19 protein-coding genes are annotated in these 23,676 nt (G+C 48.0%); 15 read left to right on the top strand and 4 right to left on the bottom strand.

All coding sequences use genetic code 11. The annotated features are described in order from the left end of the window. Positions 1–286 precede the first annotated feature (286 nt). The 3 genes from L3Q72_RS12665 (at position 287) to hldE (ending at position 6,349) form a co-directional block, all read left to right on the top strand. Positions 287–1,900: a methyl-accepting chemotaxis protein gene (locus tag L3Q72_RS12665; RefSeq protein ID WP_275130301.1), complete on the top strand. Its 1,614-nt coding sequence runs from the start codon at positions 287–289 to the stop codon at positions 1,898–1,900. Positions 1,901–2,006: 106 nt separating this feature from the next. Continuing rightward, positions 2,007–4,865 (top strand): bifunctional [glutamate--ammonia ligase]-adenylyl-L-tyrosine phosphorylase/[glutamate--ammonia-ligase] adenylyltransferase, encoded by a 2,859-nt coding sequence (glnE, locus tag L3Q72_RS12660; RefSeq protein WP_275130300.1) that lies wholly within the window; start codon positions 2,007–2,009, stop codon positions 4,863–4,865. Between the two features lie 53 nt (positions 4,866–4,918). Further along, positions 4,919–6,349, top strand: coding sequence for a bifunctional D-glycero-beta-D-manno-heptose-7-phosphate kinase/D-glycero-beta-D-manno-heptose 1-phosphate adenylyltransferase HldE (gene hldE, locus L3Q72_RS12655; protein ID WP_275130299.1), 1,431 nt, complete (start codon positions 4,919–4,921; stop codon positions 6,347–6,349). Between the two features lie 471 nt (positions 6,350–6,820). On the opposite strand, the gene tolC is transcribed toward hldE, so the two are convergent. Then, positions 6,821–8,143, bottom strand: coding sequence for an outer membrane channel protein TolC (gene tolC / locus L3Q72_RS12650; RefSeq protein ID WP_275130298.1), 1,323 nt, complete (start codon positions 8,141–8,143; stop codon positions 6,821–6,823). A gap of 241 nt (positions 8,144–8,384) precedes the next feature. Here tolC and nudF point away from each other — a divergent pair, with 241 nt between their 5' ends. From nudF to parC, 6 genes are all read left to right on the top strand, one after another. Further along, positions 8,385–8,996: an ADP-ribose diphosphatase gene (gene nudF, locus L3Q72_RS12645; RefSeq protein WP_275130297.1), complete on the top strand. Its 612-nt coding sequence runs from the start codon at positions 8,385–8,387 to the stop codon at positions 8,994–8,996. Then, positions 8,984–9,421 (top strand): DUF1249 family protein, encoded by a 438-nt coding sequence (locus tag L3Q72_RS12640; RefSeq protein WP_275130296.1) that lies wholly within the window; start codon positions 8,984–8,986, stop codon positions 9,419–9,421. Before nudF ends, L3Q72_RS12640 begins: the two co-directional genes overlap by 13 nt. A 53-nt stretch (positions 9,422–9,474) precedes the next feature. Continuing rightward, on the top strand, positions 9,475–10,293 hold the full coding sequence (gene cpdA, locus L3Q72_RS12635; protein ID WP_275130295.1) for a 3',5'-cyclic-AMP phosphodiesterase: 819 nt from the start codon (positions 9,475–9,477) through the stop codon (positions 10,291–10,293). Beyond that, entirely contained in the window at positions 10,293–10,877 is a 585-nt protein-coding gene (yqiA, locus tag L3Q72_RS12630; RefSeq protein ID WP_275130294.1) for an esterase YqiA, read from the top strand. Before cpdA ends, yqiA begins: the two co-directional genes overlap by 1 nt. Before the next feature lie 120 nt (positions 10,878–10,997). Then, a complete protein-coding gene (gene parE / locus L3Q72_RS12625) occupies positions 10,998–12,878 on the top strand; it encodes a DNA topoisomerase IV subunit B (protein ID WP_275130293.1) in 1,881 nt (626 codons plus the stop codon). Between the two features lie 3 nt (positions 12,879–12,881). Continuing rightward, positions 12,882–15,155, top strand: coding sequence for a DNA topoisomerase IV subunit A (gene parC, locus L3Q72_RS12620; protein ID WP_275130292.1), 2,274 nt, complete (start codon positions 12,882–12,884; stop codon positions 15,153–15,155). A gap of 79 nt (positions 15,156–15,234) precedes the next feature. Here the strand turns inward: parC and degS are convergent, their stop codons facing one another. The 3 genes from degS to zapG all read right to left on the bottom strand — a co-directional run bounded on the left by degS (position 15,235) and on the right by zapG (position 18,397). Then, positions 15,235–16,302, bottom strand: a complete 1,068-nt coding sequence (gene degS / locus L3Q72_RS12615; RefSeq protein WP_275130291.1) for an outer membrane-stress sensor serine endopeptidase DegS — start codon at positions 16,300–16,302, stop codon at positions 15,235–15,237. 156 nt (positions 16,303–16,458) lie between these two features. Next, a complete protein-coding gene (locus L3Q72_RS12610) occupies positions 16,459–17,826 on the bottom strand; it encodes a Do family serine endopeptidase (protein ID WP_275130290.1) in 1,368 nt (455 codons plus the stop codon). 139 nt (positions 17,827–17,965) lie between these two features. Next, the gene (zapG, locus tag L3Q72_RS12605) at positions 17,966–18,397 is read right to left on the bottom strand and encodes a Z-ring associated protein ZapG (protein WP_275130289.1); all 432 of its coding nucleotides are present in this window, start codon (positions 18,395–18,397) and stop codon (positions 17,966–17,968) included. 148 nt (positions 18,398–18,545) lie between these two features. Here zapG and zapE point away from each other — a divergent pair, with 148 nt between their 5' ends. The 6 genes from zapE to L3Q72_RS12575 all read left to right on the top strand — a co-directional run bounded on the left by zapE (position 18,546) and on the right by L3Q72_RS12575 (position 23,604). Then, a complete protein-coding gene (zapE, locus tag L3Q72_RS12600; RefSeq protein WP_275130288.1) occupies positions 18,546–19,649 on the top strand; it encodes a cell division protein ZapE in 1,104 nt (367 codons plus the stop codon). A gap of 286 nt (positions 19,650–19,935) precedes the next feature. Next, a complete protein-coding gene (gene rplM / locus L3Q72_RS12595) occupies positions 19,936–20,364 on the top strand; it encodes a 50S ribosomal protein L13 (protein ID WP_275130287.1) in 429 nt (142 codons plus the stop codon). Between the two features lie 15 nt (positions 20,365–20,379). Next, positions 20,380–20,772: a 30S ribosomal protein S9 gene (gene rpsI / locus L3Q72_RS12590; RefSeq protein ID WP_275130286.1), complete on the top strand. Its 393-nt coding sequence runs from the start codon at positions 20,380–20,382 to the stop codon at positions 20,770–20,772. Between the two features lie 236 nt (positions 20,773–21,008). Further along, a complete protein-coding gene (gene petA, locus L3Q72_RS12585; protein WP_275130285.1) occupies positions 21,009–21,602 on the top strand; it encodes a ubiquinol-cytochrome c reductase iron-sulfur subunit in 594 nt (197 codons plus the stop codon). Continuing rightward, on the top strand, positions 21,602–22,867 hold the full coding sequence (locus L3Q72_RS12580) for a cytochrome bc complex cytochrome b subunit (protein ID WP_275130284.1): 1,266 nt from the start codon (positions 21,602–21,604) through the stop codon (positions 22,865–22,867). Before petA ends, L3Q72_RS12580 begins: the two co-directional genes overlap by 1 nt. After that, positions 22,864–23,604, top strand: a complete 741-nt coding sequence (locus tag L3Q72_RS12575; protein ID WP_275130283.1) for a cytochrome c1 — start codon at positions 22,864–22,866, stop codon at positions 23,602–23,604. The genes L3Q72_RS12580 and L3Q72_RS12575 overlap by 4 nt, the downstream gene beginning before the upstream one ends. Positions 23,605–23,676: the final 72 nt, after the last annotated feature.

Raw genomic sequence — 23,676 nt, 5'->3', positions numbered from 1 at the left:
CAAAATAAATTCCAGAAATTCAGATCCAGGTCGATAACAGTTATTCATGGGGTTGCAATAATTAACCAGAACAACATTTACGAGATCACAAATACTGATAAAAGTGGTAACTAAATCGCCATTAGTTCTATTGGATGAGCCCAGTTTTGTTATTATCTTTTTTTCATACGAGGCTCGAAATAATTAGAGACATTTCTCTACAGGCTATAATAAAACGCTGCAAGAGAAGAAAATAACTGCAATAAGCACTTAGTCTCTTACTCACAAATTACGTGGAGTTTATTAAATGGCAAGTTTATCAATTAAGCCATGGGAAAGGGTTATTACGGATATCAGGCTGGTTCCTAAACTGCTGGTATTGATGGTGTTCAGTACCATCTTTATCGTAGGTAAGCAGCTGTGGGACGCCAATACGCTTTATTCGTCGCTTGTATCAATCCAGAAAGAACAAGTGATGGAAACATCGCGAGCTGAAGCCGGCATTCTGGCGACTATTCTTCAATCCAGTATTCGTGATGGTGTTGACGGCTCAGAAAATGCGGAGTTCGCCTTTGGCGTTATCGCAAAGCAAGGCGACAGTAATAGCTATGCGTACCTTATTGAACTGGATACAGGTAAAGTTCTGGGGCACCCGAAAGCGAAAAGGGTAAGTGCTCTTACCGATGACACCGATGCGGGTAAAACGGTTTCTCAGTTGATCAAAGGATTATCGGGTGAGCTTGCTTATGAGCTGGCTAGTGGCGATAGATTTGAACACGCAACCAGAGTAAAGGGTGCAAATTGGGTTCTTGTGTCTTCAGAAAGTACTAAGCGTGCTGAAGAGCATTATGAGGCGTACATCACGCATGTTATCTGGCAGACAGTACTAATGATCATTGTTTTTGTAGTGATTTTGATGGGCGCAGCCAGGACTATGCTTCGCCAGACTCAGTTTATACTGGACAGCATCAAAACAATGGCTGACAAAAATTTAGCGGAGCCTGTCGAGCTTAACTGTAAGGATGAATACGGGGATCTGGCCCGTGAGCTGGAGAAAACCCGAGCTCAGCTTCAGGACGTGATTAAAGCTCAGGTCTCCACATCCGATGAACTGTCGGCTCTGACCGAAGTGATGACCATCAGTATGTCTGAGACAAAAGAGTCTGCACAAGAAGAGTTTGCTGAAATTGATCAGCTTGCATCGGCTATGAGTGAAATGACTTCAACGGTCCAGACGGTTGCAGAGCATGCCCGGAGTGCTTCCAGCGTTACAGAGCAGGCTTCTGAACAGGCTCGTTCAGGCCAGCGTTTTGTTCAGGATACGGTTGGTAAAATGAATGAGCTGTCCGGTGATATTTCCAAGTCTGCGGGAGCGGTAAACCAGGTTGAAGAGCGCGTTGAAGCTATCGGCAGCGTTGTCGGTACGATTCAGGGAATCTCTGAACAGACTAACCTGCTGGCGCTTAACGCTGCAATTGAGGCTGCTCGTGCAGGTGAAGCCGGACGAGGCTTTGCAGTGGTCGCGGATGAAGTGCGTAACCTTGCCCAGAGAACTCAGAACGCCACGGTTGAGATTCAGGATATGATCAGCCAGCTTCAGGAAAGCGCGAACTCAGCGGTAGAGCTGATGGAGAAAAGTGTGGTTGAAGCTGCCGATGGTGTTGAGCTGGTAACCAATGCAGGTTCTGAACTGGATGGTATCGTTCTGCAGGTAAGCAATATTAATGATATGAACTTCCAGATAGCGACTGCGGCGGATGAGCAGAGTAGCGTGGCAGATGAGATGAACCAGAATCTGTCTAATGTACGTGAGCTGGTGGAAGCTTCTGTAGTGGTAGTAACAGAGCTGCTTGAAACCTCTGAAATGATGCAGGCCAATGCTGAAGAGCTGGATGGTAAGATTCAGTCATTCAAGATCTAGTTCAATCATTTAAAAATTTATAGAAAACAAACGCCCGCTAAAATTTTAGTGGGCGTTTTTTATTGTTAGAGTAGGGAAAACGACAGCTTTTGCGCAAGGACGAGATATGCAACCCATCAGTGAGCAGCTTCAGCTTGAAGCTGACAAAGCTTATGAGCGATTTTCAGACACCATCAAAGAGGCGATTCAGCAGTGGCCTGAGTCAGTAAAACAGGACCTGTTCCGTGTGCTGGCTTTAAGTGAGTTTGTGCAGGATTCTCTGCTGCGCGATGAAGAGCTATGCGCGAAGCTGCCGCAATTACTGGAAAAGAGCGACAGAGCCTGTGGCTACCGGGAGGAGTTAAAAGAGAAGCTTTTTCAGTGCAGCGATGAAAATCAGGGACATAAGGTACTCCGCCAGTTCAGAAGACAGGAGATGACCATTATTGCCTGGCGTGACTTTTTAAACAGCTGGACGCTGGAAGAGAGCCTGAGTCATGTTTCCCTGCTTGCTGAAGCCATGATCTTTGAAGCCTATGAATGGCAGTATGATGCCTGCTGTAAGGAGTGGGGAACACCTTGCAATGCAGAGGGTGAAGCTCAGCCAATGCTTATCATCGGTATGGGGAAACTGGGTGGCGGTGAGCTTAACTTTTCTTCGGATATCGACCTTATCTTTACCTATGCAGAAAATGGTGAAACGCAGGGGGCACGCAGAAGTATTGCCAATGCCCAGTTCTTTACCCGCTTAGGTCAGAGAATCATTAAGGCGCTGGACCAGCAGACGGTAGACGGCTTCTGCTACCGGGTTGATCTTCGCTTACGTCCTTTTGGTGACAGTGGCCCTCTGGTGATGAGCTTTGCCGCCCTTGAAGATTATTATCAGGAGCAGGGGCGTGACTGGGAACGCTACGCCATGGTGAAAGCCCGGGTGATGGGCAGGGAGATGTATCCCCGCTACCAGGAGCTGAGACAAATGCTCCGGCCGTTTGTGTTCCGCCGTTATATCGATTTCAGTGCGATTCAGGCCCTGCGGCGCATGAAGTCCATGATCTCCAGTGAGGTAAGGCGCAGAGGGCTGACAAACAATATCAAGCTGGGTGCCGGTGGCATCCGGGAAGTGGAGTTTATCGCTCAGGTATTTCAGCTTGTGCGTGGCGGGCGTGAACCGAGCCTGCGCAAGCGGGGTTTGCTGGAAACGCTTGACGCTATCAAAGAACTTGGCCTTCTTGGGGCGGAAGAAGTGGATGATCTGGAGTCCGCTTACCGTTACCTGAGACGACTTGAAAACCTGATCCAGGCTATGGCAGACAAGCAGACTCAAACTCTGCCTGACAATGATGCCGAACGAGAAAAACTGGCTGTTGCGATGGATGAAGTTTCCTGGGACGCACTGTTGAGTCAGACTCAGGGGCATATGGCCAGAGTCCATGCTGTGTTTGAGGATCTGATTGGAGAAGAGGAAGAAGAGTCCGCGCCGGTAGAAAAGCACTTTTCCGAGTTGTGGGATATGGTCGATAAAGATGAGGTTATCGAACATGTGCTGCAGGAAGATCTGAATGTTGCTGATGTTGAAGGCGATGCGGCAACAATCCGTCAGTTTAAATCTGATACAGCAAAGAAAACCCTTGGCCCTCGCGGCCGGGAGGTGCTTAACAGACTGATGCCTAAGATTTTTCAGGCAATCTATGCGCATCAGGATGCCAAATATGGCCTGCCAAGAGTGCTGCATCTTCTGCATAAGATTCTGACCAGAACCACTTATCTGGAATTGCTTGATGAACACCCGGCGGCATTAAAGCAGCTGGTTCGCCTCTGCACCGCAAGCCCGATGCTTTCAGAGCAATTAGGAAGATATCCTATATTGCTTGATGAGCTGCTGGACCCGCAACATCTGTACAATCCGGTGCCTCTCTCTTCTTATAAGAGTGAGCTCAGAGACTATCTCGCCCGTATTCCGGAAGATGATATGGAGCAGCAGATGGAAGCGCTCAGGCAGTTTAAGCAGACTTGTATTCTGCGTATTGCTGCAGCAGATATCGCAGGCGTCCTGCCGGTCATGAAAGTGAGTGATCACTTAACTTATCTGGCTGAGGCGATTGTTGATGCTGTGGTACATCAGGCGTGGCTGCAGCTTTCTGAGAAATATGGTGAACCCACTCACCTGAAAGACAGAGACGGAAAAGGTTTTGCTGTTATTGGTTACGGCAAGGTTGGCGGCTGGGAGCTTGGCTACAATTCCGACCTGGATATTGTCTTTATGCATGACTGCCCGGTACACGTCTACACCGACGGCAAAAAGGAGATTGACGGACGTCAGTTTTATCTGCGCCTTGCTCAGAGAATTATTCATATTTTCTCATCCAGAACAGCGTCAGGTATTTTGTATGAAGTGGATACCCGCTTAAGACCTTCCGGTGCATCCGGATTGCTGGTGAGCCCGACGGATGCGTTTGAGGAGTATCAGCACAATGAAGCCTGGACATGGGAACATCAGGCCCTGACCCGGACCCGGGTTATCTTTGGTGATGAGCCACTGGTTAGCGCTTTTGATGATATCCGTAAGCGTGTTCTGTGCCGCGAACGGGATCAGGAAGCCCTGAAAAAAGAAGTAACCGGGATGCGCGAAAAAATGCGTGAGCATCTTGGTGGTAAAAAATCCGGCCGCTTTATGCTCAAACAAGACCCCGGAGGTATCACAGATATTGAATTTATTGCTCAGTATCTTGTCCTTAACTACAGCGCTAAGCATCCGGAACTCACTCGCTGGTCAGATAATGTCAGGGTTTTCGAATCACTGATGCAGCAGGGGATTATTTCTGATTCTGAAGCTAAGGAACTGACGGATTCTTATACAAGTTTGCGCGATGAGATTCACCACCGCAATTTGTTAAATCAGGATGCAGATGTGGATGAGTCGAGATTTGCAGATGAACGCGACTGTGTACGTAAAAACTGGGAAAAATGGCTGGGCGAAACGGTTTAGGCAGGATAAGCCCTGTGCTAAACTCGCGTTAGCTTTAATTATTGGAGAATTTTATGAAACCGAGCCTACCTGAATATGAAAATGCAGGTGTATTAATTATTGGTGATGTGATGCTGGACAGATACTGGTATGGCCCGACGGGGCGTATCTCTCCAGAAGCTCCGGTTCCTGTTGTTAAAGTAGAAGAGAATGAAGAACGTCCGGGTGGTGCTGCAAACGTAGCAATGAACATAGCTGCACTGGGCGGAAAGGCAAATATCATTGGTCTGGTTGGTGAAGATGAGCCGGCAAAAGTTCTGACTAACACACTGACTTCTTTAAAAGTTAACTGTGACTTTGTCGCCCTACCGGACTACCCGACAATAACAAAGCTAAGAGTGATGAGCCGCGGACAGCAGCTTATCCGTCTGGACTTTGAAGATAAGTTTGAGAATACCGATGCAGAGCTGATTTTATCCCGTATGGATAAGGTTCTGCCTGAAATTAAATCCGTCGTGCTGTCGGATTATGCCAAAGGTGGCCTGGAGCATGTTCAGGTGATGATTCAGAAGGCTCGTGCTGCAGGTGTTCCTGTATTTATCGACCCGAAAGGCGCTGACTTTGAGCGCTACCGTGGTGCCACGCTTCTGACGCCAAATATGGCGGAATTTGAACTGGTCGCTGGTAAGATTAAAGATGAAGAGGAGCTGGTTCAGAAAGGTCTTGAGCTGATCGATACCTATGACTTTGAAGCTCTGCTTGTCACCCGAAGTGAGAACGGTATGACTCTTCTTCGCAAGGGAGAGAAGCCTTTCCACCTGCCTACGCAGGCGAAAGAGGTTTACGATGTGACTGGTGCCGGTGATACGGTTATCTCTGTTCTGGCGGCTTCAGTAGCGGCAGGAAAGCCACTTGACCAGGCTTGTGCTCTTGCAAATGCAGCGGCTGGTGTTGTCGTTGGTAAACTGGGTACTTCCACCGTATCTGAGGTTGAGCTTGCTGAAGCGGTTCATGGTGGTCAGGACACTGATTACGGAATTATCTCAGAGCCTGCTTTGATTGAAGCGGTGAAGAAAGCCAGAGCCAAAGGCGAGAAAGTAGTAATGACCAACGGTTGTTTCGACATCCTCCACGCCGGACATGTTTCTTATCTGAACCACGCCGCTGAGCTTGGTGACCGTCTGATTGTTGCAGTTAACACTGACGAGTCAGTAAAAATGCTTAAAGGCCCCGGACGCCCGGTAAACCCGACAGACCGCCGCATGGCTGTTCTGGCTGGTTTAGGTGCCGTTGACTGGGTTGTACCTTTCAACGAAGAGACACCACAGCGTTTAATCTCAGAAGTACTACCAAGCCTTTTAGTTAAAGGTGGCGACTACAAACCGGAAGAAATCGCCGGCGGCGAAGAAGTGATCGCAGCGGGTGGTGAAGTACGGGTACTAAACTTTGAGGAAGGGGTTTCTACTACGGAAATTATTAATACGATTAAGGGTGGGAAAGGTTAGTAAAGGTTACAGGTGACAGGACGGGCTTTGCCCTACAGGTTACAGGGTAAATGCAGGTTTTCCCATAAAAAAGGCTTGAGATTTATATCTCAAGCCTTTTTAATTCTGCAACCTGCAACCTGCAACCTGCAACCTGCAACCTGCAACCTGCAACCTGCAACCTGCAACCTGCAACCTGCAACCCTGACTCTTATACACAAGTTTAAGGAGCCAAAGAATGCTCCTCCCCTTAGCCTCGAAAGGCCGGATTTTCGAAAAAGTAACATCGAAGGGGAGGCTGGGAGGGGTTGTTTCTCATGGGTTTAAGTTTTGGTGGTTTAACCATGCATGGCATAACCAACCCCCTCTAACTCCCCCTTCTATTAGCTTTATCAACCAGTTAGGCTTTTTCACTAAAGGGGGAGAACCGTTCTCAGGCCACTTTAATATTTGTGTATGAGAGTCAGCCTGCAACCTGCAACCTGCAACCTGTTACCCCTGCGCCTTCAACCCCGCATTAATATCCATAACATCCTGCTCGCTAAGCGTACCAACCGCCTGACGAAGGTTCAGAATGCTGATCAGATAGTCGTAGCGTGCATTTGAAAGGTTACGGTTTGCGTCGTAAAGGCTACGGGTTGAGTCCAGTACGTCAACGATGGTACGAGTACCCACATCAAAGCCTGCTTCCGTTGCTTCAAGTGCTGATTTTGCTGAGATTACAGACTGCTCGTAAGCTTTGATTGTGCCGATGCTTGCGTTTACGTTGTTGTAAGAGCTGCGAACTGTTGTTACAACACCACGGTAACTGGCTTCAAGACTTTCACTTACCGCAACATAGTTGAACTGAGCCTGTTTTACCTGTGAGTTGATATTACCGCCGGTATACAGAGGCATTGAGAAGTTCAGACCGAGGTTGAAAGAGTTGTAATCGACATCCGTGTTGTTGCCACTTTCATCTGTTCTGTCCAGAAGGCCGTATGAGCCGTCAAGGGTCAGAGAAGGAAGTCGGCCAGAGCTTGCCAGCTCAATATTGTCACGCGCAATGTCCTGAGAAATTCGGGCAGAAAGAAGGGTCAGGTTTTGCGTCTGTGCTTGCTCAAGCAGCGCTTCCGGCGTTTCTGAAAGACGTGCCGCGCTGAAACTTTCTGTATCCAGAATATTCAGGTCGGTATGCTCCTGACCTGTGATTTCACGCAGAGACTCATAGCTGTTGATAAGAGAGTTTTCACTGACGACTTCGCTTGCCAGTACGCTATCGAACTGAGCCTGGGCATCGTGTACGTCAGTTATTGCTGAAAGACCAACCTCGAAGCGTTGCTTTGTCTGCTCAAGCTGACGGGCAACGGCTGCTTTTTCAGCGCGAACAAACTCAAGGCTGTCCTGAGCTCTCAGCACTTCGAAGTAGGCAGTTGCAACCCGAAGGATCAGGCTTTGCTGTTCTGCGGCATAAGCGGCATCAGCCTGGCGAGCACTTTTCTCTGACTGATCAAGGTTAAGCCAGCTTGAGCGTTTGTACAGCTCCTGAGTAAACCCGATACCTGCAGTGAAGGAATTGTTATCTGTTGATACTGACTCACTGCTATAATCGGTGCGGTTAATATCATAACTTGCCGTTAAGTTAACCTGCGGCAGAAAAGTACTGCGGCTTTGTTCAATGGCTTCAAACGCAGCATCACGCTCTGCTGCAGAACGAAGAAGAGTTGGATCGTTTTCTTTTGCAAGATCGTAAATCTGAGCTAAATCATCAGCAGTTGCGAAAGTAGATACACTACCTAGAGTCATGCTGATCATTAGTGGAAGCATTTTTTTCATTTTGGCTTGTCCCGCCTTGTTAACTTGGTTGACCATCAAGAGTTTAACCTAACTTGTAGGAAAATTGCTCGAATCTTTGCGCTTTTTTACATTTAATTATCCAATTGTGCAATATATTTTTTGAGATTTAAACTATTATTTAAGGCTTATTGAAAAAGTTGAGCATTATCATTGGTCAATCTTATTGACTAAGATTAAAATAGAGCGCAGGAATCCTCTTGCACTAAGGACATATGAGAGCATGAAGCAAAAGTTTACAACCAAAGACGTAGAAATTCTGTCGAAAGAGACGCTTTTTAAGGGCTTTTTTGAAATGGTTAAGTACCGCTTCAGGCATAAACTGTTCGAAGGTGGCTGGAGTGAGCCGGTAGAGCGCGAATTATTTATACGCGGACACGCAGCCGCAATGCTGCCGTACGATCCTGTATCCGATGAAGTGGTTCTGATTGAGCAGGTCAGGGTCGGCTGCCTGGAGCAGGAGCAGCCGTGGCAGATAGAGATTGTTGCAGGAATTATGGATGCCGATGAGTCTCCGGAAGAGCTTGTCCGTCGCGAAGCGATGGAAGAGGCTGGCGTTGAGGTTGGAGAACTGACTAAAGTGACTAGCTACTACCCTTCAGCGGGTGGGTGCTCTGAAAAACTGGACGTATATGTAGGCCAGGTTGATGCATCAAATGCAGGTGGAATCCATGGTCTGGACTACGAGAATGAAGATATTCGTGTTCAGGTTGTTAGCCGTCAGGTCGCATTTCGTATGATTGCAGACGGTAAAATTGAGAACGGTGCCTCAATTATTGCGTTGCAATGGTTGGAGCTGAATTATAAAGAACTACAATCCCGATGGCTGAAATAAGTACTGGCAAACCGTATCACGTTGATCTCGCAGAACTAATGCGTGTATACGAAACAAATTATGCGAAACTCAATGCTTTGCTACCGACCAGGCCAAGTGTCGGGGATGTGCGTTCATACCAGGTTGCCAGTATGGCTTATCAATTAGAAGTGAGTGAAATCACAAAATACACAACAGTAATTGATGTTAGCCAATGTAATGAGCAGCCTGTTTTTCCATTGCCTAAAATGACAGTAAGGCTTTATCACGATGCGCGGGTAGCTGAAGTGTGTGCGAGCGAACAGATCTCAAGAGTAAAAGCTCGCTATGACTATCCAAATGACAAAATGATGCAAAAAGATGAGAAATTTCAGTTGAACCAGTTTTTAAGTGACTGGCTGACATTTTGTCTGAGACATGGGATTAGTCGCGCCCCCGTATTTTGATAAGCCACGTGAGCATGGGAATAAGCAAAAGAATTTAAAATCAGGTATCAGTTGTGAAATTATCAACAACCTCAGAAAGAAATAGTATAAAACTATTGCAGCTGACAGATACTCACCTGTTTTCCATACAGGACGGGTGCCTGTTGAGTGTGAATACTTTAGATAGTTTTCGTGCTGTTGTGAGTGAGGTTAAAAACAGAAATACAGAATTTGACGCAATATTGGCGACCGGTGATATCTCTCAGGATCACACCGCTAAGTCCTATTGCCGGTTTGAGCAGGAGATCTCTTGTTTAGAGAAGCCGTGCCTGTGGCTGCCGGGAAATCACGACTTTAAGCCCAATATGAAAAGCGTTCTACCATCGGATCAGATTTTCTCTGAGCCACATGTTCTGGCCGGAGATTTCTGGCAGATCATCTCGCTGGACAGTCAGGTAGCAGGCGTTCCTCATGGCCGTCTGAACGGACAACAACTTGCTCTTCTGGATGAAAAGTTAGCAAAGCACCCGGAACGTCACACACTAATCTTGCTGCACCACCATCCTGTGCTGGTTGGCAGTGCCTGGCTTGATCAGCATACGCTTTATCATGCAGAAAGCTTCTGGGAAGTGGTTAAGAAGCATAATAATGTCCGGGCTGCCGTTTGCGGGCATGTTCACCAGGCCTTTGATGAAAAACATCATGGCGTACGTGTTATCACTACCCCTTCAACCTGTGTTCAGTTTAAACCTGATTCGCAGGACTTTGCTCTGGATGCGCAGTCTCCGGGCTGGAGAACATTCGAGCTGTTTGAAGACGGAACACTGAAAGCTCAGGTGCACAGGCTGGAAGGTAGCGAGTTCTTCCCTGATTTCAATGCTGGTGGTTACTAATGAGCAAGCCAGCATTACTACTTTATATTCATGGCTTTAACAGTTCTCCCTTATCGCACAAAGCGAATGTAATGAAGGAGTACTGTGCAGAGCACCGTCCGGATATCAAGGTTGTGGTTCCTCAGATGCCTTGCTTTCCGTCTGATGCCAGGACTCTTCTTCTGGAGCTTATTGAGAAATATAAGGATGACTATCAGATAGGTTTGGTTGGCAGTTCTCTGGGCGGCTACTTCTCTATCTGGCTGAATCACCTGTATGGTTTTAAAGCGGTTGTAGTGAATCCTGCCGTTAGGCCCTATGAGCTTCTGAAGGATTACCTTGGTGAGCAGGAAAATCCATACACAGGTGAAAAGTATCTGCTGGAAGATATCCACGTTGAGCAGCTAAGAGCACTGGACGTAGAAACCATCCAAAACTGTGATGACTTCTGGTTGCTCCAGCAGGAAGGCGACGAAGTACTGGATTTCCGTCAGGCGGTAGAGAAGCTTCAGGAATGTAGACAGACCGTTGAGCCTGATGGTGACCATAGTTTTATTGGCTTTGAACGTTACTCTGAAGAGATTGTTAGTTTTTTGAAGCTCTGACCTGTATCACGGTAGGGGCATGCTTCATAAAATTGTACTGCATATGTGCCTCCCGCTTGACATCCACCTCTATGTTCCAGACTATGTGTCAGCAAAAATTTTTTAAGTAAATTCCGTATTATGACTGAACAATATAACGCTGGAGCCATTGAGGTTCTTAATGGTCTTGAGCCAGTGCGTCGCCGACCTGGGATGTATACGGATACAGTGCGTCCTAACCATCTGGGTCAGGAAGTTATCGATAACAGTGTCGATGAAGCGCTGGCCGGTCATGCTTCCAAGGTACAAGTAATTCTACACGCCGATCAGTCGCTTGAAGTGATTGATGACGGACGTGGTATGCCTGTCGATATTCACCCGGAAGAGAAGGTATCAGGCGTTGAACTGATACTGTGTAAGCTTCACGCTGGTGGTAAATTCTCAAATAAAAACTATCAGTTTTCAGGTGGTTTGCACGGGGTAGGTATCTCGGTAGTAAACGCCCTTTCCAAACGAGTTGAAGTGACAGTCCGTCGTGATGGTCAGGTTTATGAAATCGCCTTTGAACATGGTGATAAAGTATCCGATCTGACGGTGACAGGCACCTGTGGTAAAAGAAACCGTGGTACCAGTGTTCATTTCTGGCCGGATGCTCAGTATTTTGATTCCGCTAACTTCTCTGTATCCAGGCTGATAAATAACCTGAGAGCGAAAGCCGTTCTTTGTCCGGGGCTGGAGATTACCTTTAGCGACAAGGTAAATGGTAACGAGCATAAGTGGTATTACGAAGATGGTCTGAAAGACTATCTGGCAGAAGGTGTTAAAGGTTATACCCTTCTTCCTGAAGAGCCTTTTACCGGTGAGTTTTCGGCAGAAACCGAAGCGGCTAACTGGGCGATTATCTGGCAGCCGGAAGGTGGTGACCAGATCACGGAAAGTTATGTAAACCTTATTCCGACGGCGCTTGGTGGTACCCATGTAAATGGTCTGCGTCAGGGGCTTTTGGATGCCATGCGCGAGTTCTGTGAATTCCGTAACCTGCTGCCACGTGGTGTAAAGCTTACCGGTGATGACGTCTTTGAACGTTGCTCATACGTACTTTCCATTAAAATGCAGGATCCGCAGTTTGCGGGTCAGACCAAAGAGCGCCTCTCTTCCCGTCAGTGCGCGGCATTTGTTTCCGGTGTGGTTAAAGATGCCTTCAGCCTCTGGCTGAATGAACGTCCGCAGCTTGCAGAGCAGATGGCTGAAATGTGTATTGCCAATGCACACCGCCGTATGCGTGCCAGCAAAAAAGTGGTGCGTAAGAAGGTGGCTTCCGGTCCGGCGCTTCCGGGCAAACTAACCGACTGCTCTGTTCAGGATCTGAACCGTACCGAACTCTTCCTGGTGGAGGGTGACTCGGCGGGTGGCAGTGCAAAACAGGCTCGTGACCGTGAGTTTCAGGCAATCATGCCTTTGCGCGGTAAGATTCTGAATACCTGGGAAGTGTCAGCCGATCAGGTGCTTGCTTCGCAGGAAGTACACAACATTTCTATTGCTCTGGGTATCGACCCGGATTCAGATAACCTTGAAGAGCTGCGCTACGGTAAAGTTTGTATCCTTGCCGATGCGGACTCCGATGGTCTTCACATTGCCACTCTGCTTTGTGCTCTGTTTACCCGTCACTTCCGTGCTCTGGTAGAGGCCGGGCATGTTTATGTTGCTATGCCTCCTCTGTACCGCATCGACTGTGGTAAAGAGGTTTTCTACGCTCTGGATGATGAAGAGAAAGACGGCGTTTTAGAAAGGCTGAGCAAGAAGAAGGCGAAGATCAATGTACAGCGATTCAAAGGTCTGGGTGAGATGAACCCGCTTCAGCTTCGCGAAACAACCATGGATCCGAATACACGCCGTCTGGTTCAGCTGACCATAGATGACGATGAGTTGACCAACGAAATGATGGATATGCTGCTGGGTAAAAAGCGCGCGGATGACCGCCGCGACTGGCTGCAGACCAACGGCGACTTAGCAGAGGTTTAACGGATGTCTACAGAAATTACTTTTGATGGCGTTGAACAGCTGCCGCTGCGCAAGTTTACAGAAGACGCTTATCTGAACTACTCCATGTACGTAATCATGGACCGTGCACTGCCGTATATCGGTGACGGCCTGAAGCCGGTACAGAGACGTATTATTTATGCAATGTCGGAGCTGGGCCTTTCCGCTGCGGCAAAATACAAAAAATCGGCCCGTACCGTAGGTGATGTGCTGGGTAAGTATCACCCGCACGGTGACTCTGCCTGTTATGAGGCTATGGTGCTGATGGCTCAGCCATTCTCTTACCGCTACCCGCTGGTAGACGGTCAGGGTAACTGGGGTGCACCGGACGATCCAAAATCTTTCGCAGCAATGCGTTATACCGAAGCAAAGCTTTCTAAATTTGCAGAAGTTCTGTTAGGTGAGCTTGGTCAGGGCACCATTGAGTGGCAGCCAAACTTTGACGGCACAATGAAAGAGCCGCAGATGCTGCCTGCACGTCTTCCGCATATCCTGCTTAACGGCGTAACGGGTATCGCGGTTGGTATGGCAACGGATATACCGCCACACAACGTACGCGAAGTGGCTGATGCTGCAATCCACCTGATCGACAATCCGAAAGCAGAATTGCCGGATGTGATGAACTTCATTCAGGGGCCGGATTACCCGACCGAAGCTGAGATCATCTCGCCTAAAAAAGAGCTTGAGAAGATCTACCGCACCGGGCGTGGCAGCGTGAAAATGCGTGCTGTCTGGCACAAAGAAGGCTCGGATATTGTTATTACCGCGCTTCCTCACCAGGTTTCCGGCGCTAAGCTACTGGAGCAGATCGCAGCCCAGATGCGTGCCAAGAAGCTGCCTATGGTGGATGATCTGCGTGATGAATCGGATCATGAAAACCCGACCCGTATTGTTATCGTTCCGCGTTCTAACCGTGTAGACGCTGAACCTTTGATGAATCACCTGTTTGCTTCAACGGATCTTGAGAAAAACTTCCGTGTTAACCTGAATATGATCGGGCTGGATAACCGGCCGCAGGTTAAAGGCTTGGTTCAGATTATTTCTGAGTGGATCGAGTTCCGCAGAGCAACGGTTCGCAGACGTCTGCAATACCGTTTAGACAAAGTACTTGCCCGCCTGCATATCCTTGAAGGTTTGCTGGTGGCCTTCCTTAATCTGGATGAAGTCATCGAGATTATCCGTACAGAAGACGATCCAAAAGCGGTGCTGATGGAGCGCTTCGGTATTACGGAAATTCAGGCTGATGCCATTCTGGACACTAAACTTCGTCACTTAGCAAAACTGGAAGAGATGAAGATCCGCGGTGAGCAGGACGAGCTTGAGAAAGAGCGTCAAAAGCTTGAGCTGCTGCTTGGCTCTGAGCGCCGTATGAATACGCTGCTTAAGAAAGAGATCAAGGCAGATGCTGAGAAGTATGGTGATGATCGCCGCTCGCCACTGGTAGAGCGTAGCGAAGCTAAAGCGCTGACAGAGCGCGAACTTGTACCAAGTGAAGCGATCACCGTTGTGCTTTCTGACAAAGGCTGGATCCGTCATGCCAAAGGTCATGAAGTCGATCCTGAAGGCCTGAACTACAAAGCGGGTGACAGCTATCTGGCTCACGCCCGTGGTAAGAGTAATCAGCAGGCTGTGTTTATGGGTTCTGATGGCCGGAGTTACTCGCTTGAATCCCATACCCTGCCATCGGCACGTAGCCAGGGTGAGCCGATTACAGGCCGCCTGAACGTTGCAGAAGGCACCTCGATCCGTCAGGTGATTATGGGTGAAGATGAGCAGCTATGGCTGGTGGGCTCCGATGCCGGTTACGGCTTTATCTGTAAAGGAGCCGATCTTCTGTCGAAGAACCGCAGTGGTAAAGCTCTGGTTAACCTGCCGGAGAGCGCAGAGGTAATGAAGCCTGAGATGGTTGCCAATATCGAACAGGATGACATTCTGGCGATCACCAACCAGGGCAGAATGCTGATGTTCCCGCTTAAAGATCTTCCTCAGCTAAGCAAGGGCAAGGGTAACAAGATCATCAACATCCCGGCAGCGAAAGCGAAAGCAAGAGAAGAGATTGTCTCTCACCTTGCCGCAATCCCGGCCGGAGCAACAGTGACGCTTTACGCCGGCAAACGCAAACTCGGCCTGAAACCTGCGGACTTGGAAAACTTCCGTGGTGAACGGGGAAGAAGAGGAAGTCTGTTGCCTAGAGGGTTGCAGAGGGTGACCCGGATTGAGATTGAGGTTGCTGAAACTCAAGCGCCAGAAGAAGTTTAAGGCCCTGGGAACTGGGCCCTGGGAAGTGAATTCATGTGATGTCCCAGGGTCCAGGGCCTAAAAATCCATAGCCCTGCTTTTATTCCGCCATCTCCGCCACAGTAACTGTAAGCGTCAACAATTCCCCATCCCGTAAAATTCCAAAGTCTACCGTTGTCCCCGGTCTTAAGTCGGTAACCAGATCCATCACGCTCTGGCGGCCGTTAATCTTCTGCTCGCCAATGGTGAGAATTACGTCGTTTTTCTGGAAGCCTGCTTTTGCCGCCGGGCCGTTAGGATCGACACCTAATACGATAATTGAGCCGGTATAGTCACCGCCAAGCAGACGGGAAGTCATGGCGTTAACATCCTGACCGTCGACGCCGATATAACCGCGGATTACTCTGCCGTCAGCAATGATCTTTTCCATGATCCGGTTTGCCAGAAGGTAAGGGATAGCAAAGGAGATACCGTAAGTTTCCAGCTCGGTAGCCTGCTGGAAAGAGGCGGTGTTGATGCCGACAAGTTCGCCTCTGGAATTCACCAGAGCACCACCTGAGTTGCCTTCGTTGATTGCGGCATCGGTCTGAATAAAGGACTGTCGGCCGTCCAGGCTGATTGAAGAGCGTCCGGTTGCAGAAATAATACCGAAGGTAGTGGTTTGTCCAAGGTTGTACGGGTTACCGATAGCCAGAACAATATCACCGACTTTTCCGCTGTAATCCGGATTAAGAGGAATAACAGGCAGGCTTTCCATTTCAATGCGAAGGACCGCAATATCCGTTCTTCTGTCTTTACCCACTAACTGTGCGTTTGCCACACGGCCATCCTGCAGAGCCACAATGATCTGATCGGCTTTGGCGATTACGTGGAAATTGGTGATGATGTAGCCTTTCTCACTGACAATCACACCTGAGCCCAGCCCCTGGGTTTTCAGCTTGGTACGATCTTCTGCGGTATATTTTCGGCTATAGATATTAACAACGGCAGGTGCAGCGCGGCGTACAGCATTATTAAAGGAAACTTCCACATCCTGAAAGCTTTCAACTCTGTTTACGATATCCCGGGGAATGAGATTGATATTTGTTCTTAAAGAAGGGACGGCGAGCAGTACAACCAGGGCAGTTGCTAATCCTAAACCAATCGAACGCAGAAAAAAGTTCAGCATGTCGTCCTCTATGCTGGGTGCCAATCTATAGACTCAGAGTCGGTAAGCATAGCACTTAGACAAATGTGATAGCAATTTTTATACGATTCATAAGGTTAATAAATGAGAAAGGAAGGCAACGCCTTCCTTTCCGTATAGAGGTACTCTGGAACTAAATTATCTGACAACCAGATAAATGGTTCTGTCACCGCGCTGGATGTTCATTGCCAGTACGCTTGGCTCCTGCTCCAGAATCTTTCTCAGTTCAGCAAGGTTGCGTACCCGCTGGCGGTTAACACCAAGAATAATGTCACCTTCCTGTAGCTGGTATGCTTCGGCACGGGAACCTTTCTCTACCGATGCAACCTTAACGCCTTCCACAGAATCACTGTCAGTGGTGTTGGTTAGCTCAGCGCCTGTCAGGCCGTCATGCAGTTTCTTGGCCTGAGTTTTGATTTCGCTTGCTTCACCTAAAGTGACATCGAAGGACTTCTTCTTACCATCACGGACAACGCTGAGCTCAATTTTCTTACCTGCGCCAAGGGTGGCAACTTTCGCTCTCAGTTCACTAAAGGTCGTAATATCACGGCCGTTGATGCCGGTGATAATATCACCCGCCTGAAGACCTGCTTTATCCGCAGCGCTGTCAGGAACAACCTGGCTGATAAATGCCCCTTTACTGGATTCGTAGCCAAGCGCTTTGGCCAGTTCAGAAGTGATTTCTCCACCCTGAACGCCCAGCATGCCGCGCTTCACTTCACCAAATTCCAGAATCTGCTCTGTCAGGTTTTTCATCATATTCGACGGAATTGCAAAACCGATACCGATATTGCCGCCGTTAGGGCCAAGGATCGCTGTGTTGATACCAATCAGTTCGCCACGAAGGTTTACCAGTGCGCCGCCAGAGTTACCGCTGTTGATCGCTGCGTCGGTCTGGATAAAGTTCTCGAAGTTTTCGATATTCAGTCCGCTGCGGCCCAGTGCTGAAACGATACCTGAGGTCACTGTCTGACCAAGGCCAAACGGGTTGCCGATAGCAACGGTAAAGTCACCGACACGCAGTTTGTCAGAGTCAGCCAGTTTCACCTGAGTCAGGTCTTCTGCTTTTTCCAGTTTTAGCAGCGCAATGTCAGACATTTCATCGCCGCCGATTAGTTCTGCATTCAGCTCTCTGCCATCATGCAGCTTAACGCGGATTTTGTCTGCGCCATCGATAACGTGATAGTTGGTGACCACAAAGCCTTTTTTAGCATTGATAACAACACCAGAGCCCAGACCTCTGAATGGCCTTTCTCTTAATTGCTCAGTGGGAAAGTCCGGGCCAAAGAAGTATTTAAAGGCATCCGGAATGCTCTGCTTAGAAACCTGCTTACCTTCGACAGCGATACTAACCACAGCCGGCGTGACTTTATCCAGCATTGGAGCCAGGCTTGGGAGTTGTTCGTTATTTACTGACAGAGGCAGTGCAGCTGTCGCAGGTAGTGGTGTGATGATTGAACTTAAGCTGATAGAAAGTGCAGTCAATACAAGCAAAGGTTTTTTCATCATATTCTCCTCTCATTTATACCCTGTTATATATAAAGTTCGCTCAAAGGGTCACTAGGGCATACATGAGAGTTATGACTCAAAAACCAATGCTAAGTTCAGAAAAATTTGAAGTTAATCAAATTTAGGCTTGTTGAGCTTAAGCTTTTACAGCCTCAGGCGCTTCCAGGATCTCTTTTTCTTCTGGCTTCAGAAGGCCCGTCGCACCCTTGGCATAATCTTTAGGCTGTGTTCCTACTTCTGACTCTTTTTCTTCCTCAAGATCATCGTGCGCTACTTTCTTGGTAAAAGGATTGTCTTGTTCAGGAAGGTTCGAAAGTAGCTCATTCGAGGTCTTGGCCATATGCTGATACAGCTTAGTATAATCTTTGCCAATAACATCCAGCATTTCAGCCGTTTGCGCAAAGTGATCTGACAGTTCCTGACGTTGTTGTTCCAGCTCAAACTTAGCTTTGTCGAGCTCTTGCTGCATTTGTTTGTGCTTTTTGTATTGCGGCGTCTTAATGCGGGCAATGATGATACCTATGATAGCGCCCACTAATAAACCGATAAGTCCGTAAATCCAAGGCATAACAGCTCCTTATAATAGTTTTGATTAACATGTTGTATACAATTGAATTACACATGTTTATCTGTCATGGTACTATGACAAAGCTGTAGGATAAAGATATAAAGTACAGATAATCGGACCTTAATCAGAGCCTTTCCGGATAAGTTGGATGACACCATTACAAAAGTATCAGACAGATATTAAGGAGCTGGCATTTCAGGAAGATGCAGCTCAGAGAAATGCCGTACTTCAGCTGGATAAACTACATAGTGAACTTGTTCATTATGAATCACTGCAAACACCGGAGCTGAGCCTGTTTGAGCGCCTGATGAGAGTTAAGCCAAAACAGAATCCGATGCCCAGGGGACTTTATCTTTGGGGAGGAGTAGGGCGTGGCAAGACTTATCTTATGGATACCTTCTATGACTCGCTAACAACACCCCGCGCTTTCCGGGTTCACTTTCACCGTTTTATGCTCTGGGTTCATGAGGAGTTAGCTGCGTTAGGTGATGTGGAAGATCCACTAAAAAAAGTGGCTGATAACTTTAAGCGTGAATTTGACATCATCTGCTTTGATGAGTTTTTCGTTTCGGATATTACCGATGCCATGATTTTAGGTACCCTGTTTCAGGCGCTTTTTGAGCGTGGCATTGTGCTGGTTGCCACTTCAAATATCCCCCCGGATGAGCTTTACCGGAATGGTCTTCAAAGGGCGCGTTTTCTTCCTGCCATCGAACTAATCAAAAAGCATTGTGAAGTGGTCAATGTCGATAGCGGTATTGATTACAGACTAAGAACTCTGGAAAAAGCTGAGATCTATCACTTCCCTCTGGATCAGGCGGCAACGGATAATCTCAATAAATACTATGCTCAACTAACCGCTGACTATCATGTGGTGGCAAGCGAAGTTGAGATTAACCACAGGAAAGTCCCGGTGATAAAAGCCTGTGATGGCGTGCTGTACGCAAGCTTTGAACAGCTCTGTCAGTCGGCACGCAGCCAGAATGACTATATCGAGATATCCCGCATCTACCACACAGTATTGCTCGCAGGAGTCATCCAGATGGACGCCACCACAGACGACGCCGCCAGAAGATTTATCGCCCTGATTGATGAGTTCTACGAACGTAATATAAAGCTGATTATTTCTGCTGAAGTCGGAATGGAAGAGTTATACGCCGGCGGATCGCTGGAGTTTGAGTTCAGGCGTTGCTTGTCCAGGTTGGTGGAGATGCAGGGGAGGGAATATCTTGCTAAAGAGCATTTGGTTTAGGATTTTGGGCTATGGGGCTATGGGGCTATGGGGCGTTGATTTGGGTGTTCCCTATACCCCCTAAGGGCGAAGCCCGTCCCCATAACCCTATAGCCCTAAAAAAAAACCAAAAAACAGATGATTTTTTCCCCACACTTCTCTATAATCCTGCGACCCACCGTTACTGCAGTCTCTTATGAGGCGAGAGTGCCATCCACTCGAAGGGGTGATGTCTGGGGCTCTTAGACAGTGGGAGTAGAAATACTCCTTAAGTGTAAAATTTATAAATTAACGGGTTATTGTTAGCATGAAAACTTTCGTTGCTAAACCAGAAACTGTAAAACGTGACTGGTACGTTGTAGACGCTGAAGGTAAAACTCTTGGTCGTCTTGCAAGTGAAATTGCATCTCGCCTACGTGGCAAGCATAAAGCTGAATACACTCCTCACGTTGATACTGGTGATTACATCATCGTTGTTAACGCTGAGAAAGTTGCTGTAACAGGTAACAAAGCTGCAGCTAAAACTTACTACCGTCACTCTGAATTCCCAGGTGGCCTTAAGTCTATCACTTTTGACAAGCTGATCGACAAGAAGCCAGAGATGGTAATCGAACTAGCTGTTAAAGGTATGCTACCACGTGGTCCTCTAGGCCGTGCTATGTACCGTAAGCTAAAAGTTTACGCTGGCGCTGAGCACAACCACGCTGCTCAACAACCACAAGTACTAGACATCTAATTGGGGATTATGAAAATGGCAGAGAATCAATACTACGGCACTGGCCGTCGCAAAAGCTCAGCTGCTCGTGTTTTCATCAAACCAGGCAGCGGTAACATCGTAATCAACAAGCGTGACCTAGACGTATACTTCGGTCGTGAAACTTCTCGCATGGTTGTTCGTCAGCCACTAGAGCTAGTTGAAATGACTGAGAAGCTAGACCTATACATCACTGTTAAAGGTGGTGGTATCTCTGGTCAAGCTGGTGCTATCCGTCACGGTATCACTCGCGCTCTTATGGAGTACGATGAGTCTCTACGTCCTGCTCTACGTGCAGCTGGCTACGTTACTCGTGACGCTCGTCGCGTTGAACGTAAGAAAGTTGGTCTACGTAAAGCACGTCGTCGTCCACAATTCTCTAAGCGTTAATTTTTCCTTCCGGAAAAGTTCGCTCCGGTTTTTACCGGATTGTGGTTCAAAGCTCGGCTATATGCCGGGCTTTTTGTTTTTTGTGAGCTTGTAAAAGCTTTTGTAATAACAATGTTAACAAAAAGTGATTTTTCTCTTAATATTTTCGGCAATAATAAAATAACTATCTTTGTCAGCCGGAAGACTCCGTAACAACAGCAATATCCTGGATACGGAGTAAACAGGAGAAATGTTGGATGAGCGATACGCCTTTAAACAGCGGACGCAGGCGTTTTCTTACCGCGACAACAGCCGTTGTCGGTGGTTTGGGAGCCGTTACTGTGGCTGTTCCTTTTATCAAGTCCTGGAATCCCAGCGCAAAAGCCAAAGCGGCTGGTGCGCCCGTTGAAGTAGATATCGGTAAGCTGGAAGAAGGGCAGATGGTGCGCGTGGAGTGGCGCGGCAAACCCGTTTGGGTGGTCAGACGCCCGGAATCAATTGTAAACAGCCTGAAAGATATTGATGGACAATTGGCTGACCCGGGTTCAAGTGTTGAGCAACAACCCCTTTATGCGCAGAATGCCCACCGTTCTATCAAGCCTGAATATTTTGTCGCCGTCGGCATCTGTACCCACCTTGGCTGTTCGCCTACCTATTTACCAGACAGTTTTGGTGATCAGGTTCAGGGTGTTAAGTCCGGCTTTTTCTGCCCCTGCCATGGTTCTAAGTTTGATATGGCCGGCCGGGTTTTCTCCGGTGTACCAGCACCATACAACCTTGTGATACCAAGACATATGTATCTGAGCGATAACAGGATTATTATCGGTGTGGATGAAGAGGGAGAAGCCTGATGCAGGGATTAATGGATTGGCTTGAAAAACGCTTGCCCATGATGAATGCCTACAAGAAGCATTTATCAGAGTATCCGATGCCGAAGAACTTTAACTTTTGGTATCTGTTCGGCTCGCTGGCTATGCTGGTTCTGGTTAACCAACTGGTTACCGGTATCTGGCTGACCATGAGCTACGAGCCCTCGGGCGACGGTGCTTTTGCATCAATAGAATATATTATGCGTGATGTGGAATACGGCTGGTTGCTGCGTTATATGCACTCTACCGGCGCCTCCGCTTTCTTTGTGGTTGTCTATCTGCATATGTTCCGCGGGCTTATTTATGGTTCTTACCAGAAACCACGCGAGCTGGTGTGGATCTTCGGTATGTTGATCTTCCTGATCCTGATGGCTGAAGCCTTTATGGGCTATCTGCTTCCATGGGGACAGATGTCTTACTGGGGAGCCCAGGTAATCATCTCGCTGTTTGGTGCCATACCTGTGATAGGCGATGATCTGACCCTCTGGATCCGGGGTGACTATGTGATCTCCGGCGCAACACTAAACCGCTTCTTTGCGCTGCATGTTATTGCTCTGCCGCTGGTGCTTTTGCTTCTGGTTGTGCTGCATATTCTGGCGCTGCATGAAGTGGGCTCAAATAACCCTGACGGTATTGATACCAAGCTTGCCAAAGGCTCTAAGGGAGAGGGATATAAGAGTCAGTTTAAGTTCCATGAATATTATGAGAAGAAGTACGACATTATTGATTCCATTCCTTTCCATCCATACGGGACGGTTAAGGATCTTGTCGGTGTTGCCGGATTCCTGTTCTTCTTCTGTTATGTGTTGTTCTTCAATCCTGAGATGGGAGGTTACTTCCTTGAGCCGCCTAACTTTGAGGCAGCAAACCCGCTGAAGACGCCTGAGCATATTGCGCCGGTCTGGTACTTTACTCCCTTCTACGCGATTCTCCGTGCAGTGCCGGATAAGTTGCTGGGTGTGGTGGCAATGGGGGGCGCAATCGCTGTGCTGTTTGTGCTGCCGTGGCTGGATCGCTGTAAAGTGCGTTCCTACCGTTACCGGAGCAAATTCCACCTGATAAATATTGCTCAGTTTACGGTTAGCTTTGTTGCCCTGGGTATCTTAGGGGCGCTTCCTGCGACCGATCTTTACACGCTTCTGGCCAGAATATTCAGCCTGGGTTATTTCATGTTCTTTGTGCTCCTGTTCTTCTACAGTAAAAATGAAGCAACTAAGCCATTACCAGAGAGGGTGACGTACAAATGAGAAAATGGATTTCTGCCTTTTTTATAATGTTCCCGGCTCTGGTTTTTGCTGCTGGAGGAAGCAGTGTTCACTTAGATGAACCGAATAACGACCTGTCAGATAAGGCATCACTGCAAAACGGCGCCAAGTTGTTTATGAACTACTGCTTTGGCTGTCATTCGACAAAATATCAGCGTTTTCAGCGTGTGGCTGAAGATCTGGACATTCCGCTGGATCTGATGAAGGAACATCTTGTTTTTGACCCGAATGATAAGATTGGTCAGCTGATGGAAAATGCCATTCCTGAGAAACAGGCTGCTAAATGGTTTGGTGCGCCGCCACCTGATTTGACGCTGGTTTCCAGAGTAAGAGGAACGGACTGGCTTTATACCTATCTCCGCTCTTTTTATGCCGACCCTTCGCGCCCGTTTGGAGTCAACAATGTTGTATTCCCAAGTGTGGGCATGCCGCATGTCCTTGAAGAGTTGCAGGGCCTGCCAGGTCCGGTCACCGAAACTCAGACTGTAAACGGCGAAGAGAAGCAGGTTGTGGTTGGTGTTCAGTCCGACGGCAGAGGTGAGCTGAGTGATGGCGAATATGACGCTGCGATTCGCGATTTGGTTAACTTCCTTGAGTACTCTGGCGAGCCAATGAAGCTAGAAAGAGAGCGTATGGGATGGTGGGCTATGGCATTCCTTGTTCTGTTTACTATCGTTGTTGTTCTGCTTAAGAAAGAGTATTGGCGTGATGTACATTAAATATGCTACAATACTTCGCTAATTTGTTTTCAATGGAGGCGGTCCGCCTCCATTGTTTTTGTTTGTAAGTGT

This window comes from Vibrio sp. JC009 (assembly GCF_029016485.1).
Lineage (GTDB): Bacteria > Pseudomonadota > Gammaproteobacteria > Enterobacterales > Vibrionaceae > Vibrio.
This window is presented reverse-complemented; position numbering and strand designations above follow the sequence as displayed.

What these genes read in the sequence shown, in the direction of transcription:
- rplM (WP_275130287.1), top strand. Translation starts at nt 19,936, where the DNA reads ATGAAAACTTTCGTTGCTAAACCAGAAACTGTAAAACGTGACTGGTAC.
- L3Q72_RS12640 (WP_275130296.1), top strand. Translation starts at nt 8,984, where the DNA reads ATGGCTGAAATAAGTACTGGCAAACCGTATCACGTTGATCTCGCAGAA.
- yqiA (WP_275130294.1), top strand. Translation starts at nt 10,293, where the DNA reads ATGAGCAAGCCAGCATTACTACTTTATATTCATGGCTTTAACAGTTCT.
- nudF (WP_275130297.1), top strand. Translation starts at nt 8,385, where the DNA reads ATGAAGCAAAAGTTTACAACCAAAGACGTAGAAATTCTGTCGAAAGAG.
- parC (WP_275130292.1), top strand. Translation starts at nt 12,882, where the DNA reads ATGTCTACAGAAATTACTTTTGATGGCGTTGAACAGCTGCCGCTGCGC.
- petA (WP_275130285.1), top strand. Translation starts at nt 21,009, where the DNA reads ATGAGCGATACGCCTTTAAACAGCGGACGCAGGCGTTTTCTTACCGCG.
- degS (WP_275130291.1), bottom strand. Translation starts at nt 16,302, where the DNA reads ATGCTGAACTTTTTTCTGCGTTCGATTGGTTTAGGATTAGCAACTGCC.
- zapE (WP_275130288.1), top strand. Translation starts at nt 18,546, where the DNA reads ATGACACCATTACAAAAGTATCAGACAGATATTAAGGAGCTGGCATTT.
- tolC (WP_275130298.1), bottom strand. Translation starts at nt 8,143, where the DNA reads ATGAAAAAAATGCTTCCACTAATGATCAGCATGACTCTAGGTAGTGTA.
- rpsI (WP_275130286.1), top strand. Translation starts at nt 20,380, where the DNA reads ATGGCAGAGAATCAATACTACGGCACTGGCCGTCGCAAAAGCTCAGCT.
- L3Q72_RS12610 (WP_275130290.1), bottom strand. Translation starts at nt 17,826, where the DNA reads ATGAAAAAACCTTTGCTTGTATTGACTGCACTTTCTATCAGCTTAAGT.
- parE (WP_275130293.1), top strand. Translation starts at nt 10,998, where the DNA reads ATGACTGAACAATATAACGCTGGAGCCATTGAGGTTCTTAATGGTCTT.
- glnE (WP_275130300.1), top strand. Translation starts at nt 2,007, where the DNA reads ATGCAACCCATCAGTGAGCAGCTTCAGCTTGAAGCTGACAAAGCTTAT.
- L3Q72_RS12665 (WP_275130301.1), top strand. Translation starts at nt 287, where the DNA reads ATGGCAAGTTTATCAATTAAGCCATGGGAAAGGGTTATTACGGATATC.
- L3Q72_RS12575 (WP_275130283.1), top strand. Translation starts at nt 22,864, where the DNA reads ATGAGAAAATGGATTTCTGCCTTTTTTATAATGTTCCCGGCTCTGGTT.
- hldE (WP_275130299.1), top strand. Translation starts at nt 4,919, where the DNA reads ATGAAACCGAGCCTACCTGAATATGAAAATGCAGGTGTATTAATTATT.
- L3Q72_RS12580 (WP_275130284.1), top strand. Translation starts at nt 21,602, where the DNA reads ATGCAGGGATTAATGGATTGGCTTGAAAAACGCTTGCCCATGATGAAT.
- zapG (WP_275130289.1), bottom strand. Translation starts at nt 18,397, where the DNA reads ATGCCTTGGATTTACGGACTTATCGGTTTATTAGTGGGCGCTATCATA.